At 49.4% G+C, this 4,209-nt stretch carries 5 protein-coding genes; all 5 read right to left on the reverse strand.

Annotated features, from left to right (window positions below; all coding sequences use genetic code 11):
* Positions 1 to 202 precede the first annotated feature (202 nt).
* Positions 203 to 1,285: a DUF4831 family protein gene (locus Q4A14_RS08785; RefSeq protein WP_303171489.1), complete on the reverse strand. Its 1,083-nt coding sequence runs from the start codon at positions 1,283 to 1,285 to the stop codon at positions 203 to 205.
* 102 nt (positions 1,286 to 1,387) lie between these two features.
* Positions 1,388 to 1,756, reverse strand: coding sequence for a YraN family protein (locus Q4A14_RS08790; protein ID WP_303171491.1), 369 nt, complete (start codon positions 1,754 to 1,756; stop codon positions 1,388 to 1,390).
* Complete coding sequence (locus tag Q4A14_RS08795; RefSeq protein WP_303171492.1) at positions 1,753 to 2,211, reverse strand: MGMT family protein; 459 nt, start codon at positions 2,209 to 2,211, stop codon at positions 1,753 to 1,755. Before Q4A14_RS08795 ends, Q4A14_RS08790 begins: the two co-directional genes overlap by 4 nt.
* A gap of 24 nt (positions 2,212 to 2,235) precedes the next feature.
* Positions 2,236 to 2,541, reverse strand: coding sequence for a Dabb family protein (locus tag Q4A14_RS08800; RefSeq protein WP_303171494.1), 306 nt, complete (start codon positions 2,539 to 2,541; stop codon positions 2,236 to 2,238).
* A 16-nt stretch (positions 2,542 to 2,557) separates the two neighbouring features.
* Positions 2,558 to 3,790, reverse strand: a complete 1,233-nt coding sequence (gene serB, locus Q4A14_RS08805) for a phosphoserine phosphatase SerB (protein WP_303171496.1) — start codon at positions 3,788 to 3,790, stop codon at positions 2,558 to 2,560.
* Positions 3,791 to 4,209: the final 419 nt, after the last annotated feature.

The following is a 4,209-nucleotide window of genomic DNA, read 5'->3' on the forward strand; positions in this document are numbered from 1 at the left end:
GCTTCAGACTCTGATAGACCGAACTTTGCGCCCAGGAAGAGCACGAGGATAGCCATCATCGTGTAGAAGCCAAAACGCTCACCCATGTTTGCCAATGCCGCAGCAATCAGGCCATTAGGATGTTTCTTTCTTTGTGCCATAAGTTAATTGATAAAAGTTTAATGTATTGAATAATTGTTTATTTCGTTGATTTGGTTTCTTGTCAGTTTGTTTCCTTCACCTGTCTGATGCTGCCTGTTTCCGGATTCAGGATGAGGCTTGCTCTTCCTTTCTTTGCCGTGAAGAGGGCAGGGTTGAGGGCTTCTTGTGTCCCAAGTTGAGCTATATCGTAGTCTCCAGAGAGGATAGACTTCCCTTCACTTGAGGACAACGACGCACGGATCTTGCCCGGTACGGTGTAGATGATGCCTTTGAGGCTTTTTGCTTTGCGCGCAGCCTCTTTTTCTGTGAGTTCAGGCGCGCGATCCAATACCTTTATATTGAGATATACGGGCTCTCCCCTTAGGTCTGCTTTGTCGAGGAGTCCGAGGGCTTCTGAGAAGCGAAATGCCACGGTGCGTCCCTCCTCTTCTGCCGATAGATTGCGGATGACAAATGTCCGGGTACGAACTTTGACTTTGCCCACAAATCTCTCTGTAAGTGCTTTTTCTTGTTTGTCCAGCCCTGATATTGCCAACTTCATCGCCTGTCCGTCGGGGAATGGTTGTTCGGCCTCTCCGCTGACGATGCTTGTGCGGCTTTCACGGATGCGGAATATCTCGCGAGCTGTGATCTCTGCCTGCTTTGTTTTCGTCGTAGCCTGCACGTACTCTTCGGACATTGAAGACAAGCGGTCGATGGCTTCTTCGGTCTCGAAGTCCGTCATCTTCTCTTCAGGCATCTGAGACAGAGGGATATATTCTGAGTTGATTGCACATAGGATGCCATCCTGTGTGAGTTGGAGATAAGAGGCTGCCGAGTTGCTTTTGAATTGCACGGTGTATCTCTGTTCGGGATTGGGGACACCATACGCTCCCATCTTTATCTCTTTGATACGGAAGGTCTGCGTTGGCTGCATCGGGACGGTTTTGATACCCAGATATTTCTCTGCATAGAGGGCAAACTCTCCCGGAGTTGTGACCTCTTCTTCCACAGTCACAGTCACATAGAGACGGGTGAGGGGCAAGGCGTACACAACGCTGTTGTTGTCTCCCTCCGTGATGTCATACCTCTGCACGCGTGACTGTGCATACGACGTGCAGACCCCCATTATGAGGGTAAGCGCGGTAAGGATATATTTGTACATATGATTGTCCACTATATGTTTATGAAATGTCTTGTGGTAGGCGAAAATGAGCTTTAACACCTATACACAGATTCACAAAGATATGATTTTTTTCGACATATATCAGTACGAGGTCGGCACAAAAGCTTCCTTATAGTGCAAAATCTCATATCTCTCTCCACTCATATCGACGAAGACATAGTCGAATCGGCAACTGTCAAAGGTCTCTTTGCTGTTGTTGCAGTAGGTGTCGGCTGCAATGACAAGGCGACGTTCTTTGGCCGGAGTGAGTAGTTCCATCACCTCTTCCATGTCCATAAAGCCCGAACGTGCCTTGACCTCCACAAAGGTCAAGACACGTCCGTCCATGGCTATGATGTCTATTTCGTAGTTACCTACTTTGTAGTTCTGATCGAGGATGACCATACCGATTTCTCTCAGCTTGTCGCAGACGAGAGACTCAACAGCCTTTCCGAGCCGTGCTCCTTTCATGACGATTGCTTGCTGATGAGCGTTTGCTCGTGCTGTAGAAGCCTTATCTTTCGGTCTACGCCCCATCCGAAACCTCCGATGCCACCCGAAGCCACCACGCGATGACAGGGCAAGAGGATTGCTGTGAGGTTGGAGTTGAGAGCGCGTCCCACGGCACGTGCATGACGAGGAAGTCCCAACCGCTGTGCCAACTCTCCATAGGTCACTATCTGTCCTATGGGGATGCGTGCCAGTTCGTCCCAGAAGTGCGGTGCCCACTTGACAGGCTTGGTCTCCAGCGTGTACCCTTCCGGACAACCACTGCACGTCCAAAGAGCTTCGCGCAGAGTACTGTACTCCGGGCTTTCGTCCGGAGAGCTCGCCCCTTCGTAGGGTTCGGTACCGAGTATGTGGCGACCGTCGAGGGTCACCAATACCGGCCCTGCAGGCGAAGTCAGTACGATCTCCTTTTTCATTACCCTTTTTCTCCCGCTCTCCGGTTAAGGGACGACGATGTCCACACAAGCTCTCTTGACAAGATTGGGCTTGATGAGCTCTGTCACGATCTTCATGTGATCGGGGTGTCGGGCGTACACATCCACATCCTCAAATATGTCAAGGTCTGCGATGAGGGAGAAGTGGTACTCCTCCTTGGGATTGATGTTGGTGTAGACTTTGAGGTCTCGTAGTACTTCTATCTTTCCTACGAGAGCTTCCAAGTCTGATTTGGCGCGAGCGATGAGATCGGTCAGTTCTCGTTCCGACAGACTTTCGCTGAGCCTGAACATTACAATATGTCTGATCATTGGCGTATCCCCTTGGTTAGATGTTAAACTCAACTTCGTCGATGATGGAGTCCTTGTATCCGAGGAAGTAAAGGATACCGTCAAGTCCCATCGTGGTGATCGACTGCCTTGCCGACTCTTTGACCTTGGGTTTGGCATGGAATGCGATACCGAGACCCGCTGTCGTGATCATCGGTAGGTCGTTTGCTCCGTCTCCCACAGCCACGGTCTGGCGGATATCTACTTTTTCCACCTGAGCAATGAGTTTGAGGAGTTCGGCCTTGCGCTTGCCATCCACGATGTCTCCCAAGTGGCGACCTGTGAGCTTGCCATCTTCGTCCACTTCGAGCTCGTTGGCATACACATAGTCTATACCATACTTGCTTTGGAGGTGCTTTCCGAAATATGTGAATCCCCCGGATAAGATGGCGATTTTGAATCCCACCTTCTTGAGGATACGCATCGTGCGATCCACACCGTCCATGATAGGGAGGTTTTCGGCGATGTCTTTCATCACCGATATGTCGAGCCCTTTGAGGAGAGCCACTCGTTGGATAAAGCTTTCGTTGAAGTCTATCTCTCCCCTCATGGCAGACTCGGTGATGGCCTTGACCTTGTCACCCACGCCTGCACGCATAGCGAGTTCGTCGATCACTTCGGTCTTGATGAGGGTAGAGTCCATATCGAAACAGATCACCCTCCTCATCCTGCGGAACATACTCTCCTGCTGGAATGAAATATCCATCTCGTACTTCTTTGTAAACTCCATGAAGTGCTTCTGCAACAGCTCCTTGTCTTTTGGCGTTCCACGTACCGAGAGCTCGATACTTGCCTTGGGGACACGCTCCTGCTCCACGAGAGGGATACGTCCGGTGAGACGCTTTATGTCGTCGATATTCATCCCCTGCGCTGCAATCTCTCGCGTGATGGATGCCATCATGTCCGCTTCGATCTTTTTGGCAAGGATCGTGATGATGTATTTATTCTTTCCCTGATTCTGTACCCAGCTCGTGTAGTTTTCGGGATCGATGGGTCTGAAAGTGACGTTGACGTTCAACTTGTTGCTCATGAAGAGCAAGTCCTTGAGGATGCTGCCCGATGTGCTTTTTTCTGCACTGAAGAGGATACCCAGACTGAGGTGGCTGTGGATGTCGGCCTGGCCGATGTCGAGGACTGTCGCTTCGTGTTCGGCAAGGACCTCTGTCAAAGCCGCCGTTACTCCCGGGCGGTCTGTACCATTGAATATGGCAAGGATTATTTCGTTTTCCATACTATGTATTTAATTGTCTGTAATGAGTTTCGTTTGCTGTATGCTCTGCGCATCATCCCAAATTTAAGTCTTTTTTTGAGAAAAAAGGCCGTTTGCAGGGATATCATTTATTTTAGTGTGTAGCGTGCTTAAAAAGAGTATTTTGGCGAGGAGTGAAAATGGGTTGTCCAAAGGTCGAAATCAAGTTGTCTAACTTGATGAATGAAGTTGTCTAACTTGGCGCACCAAGTTAGACAACCTTTTTTTCGCCCTTTTTGATCTCTCAACATCCGTTTGTCTCGGGTTAAAATATTTCGCCTATTGCAGATTGGCAAAAATGTTGTATCTTTGCACTCGAAACTGATAGTCTGCTTATCAGACAAAGCATGGCCGCGTAGCTCAACTGAATAGAGCATCTGACTACGGATCAGAAGGTTACA

It is taken from the genome of Porphyromonas sp. (genome assembly GCF_030529325.1).
In the GTDB taxonomy this organism is placed as follows: domain Bacteria; phylum Bacteroidota; class Bacteroidia; order Bacteroidales; family Porphyromonadaceae; genus Porphyromonas_A.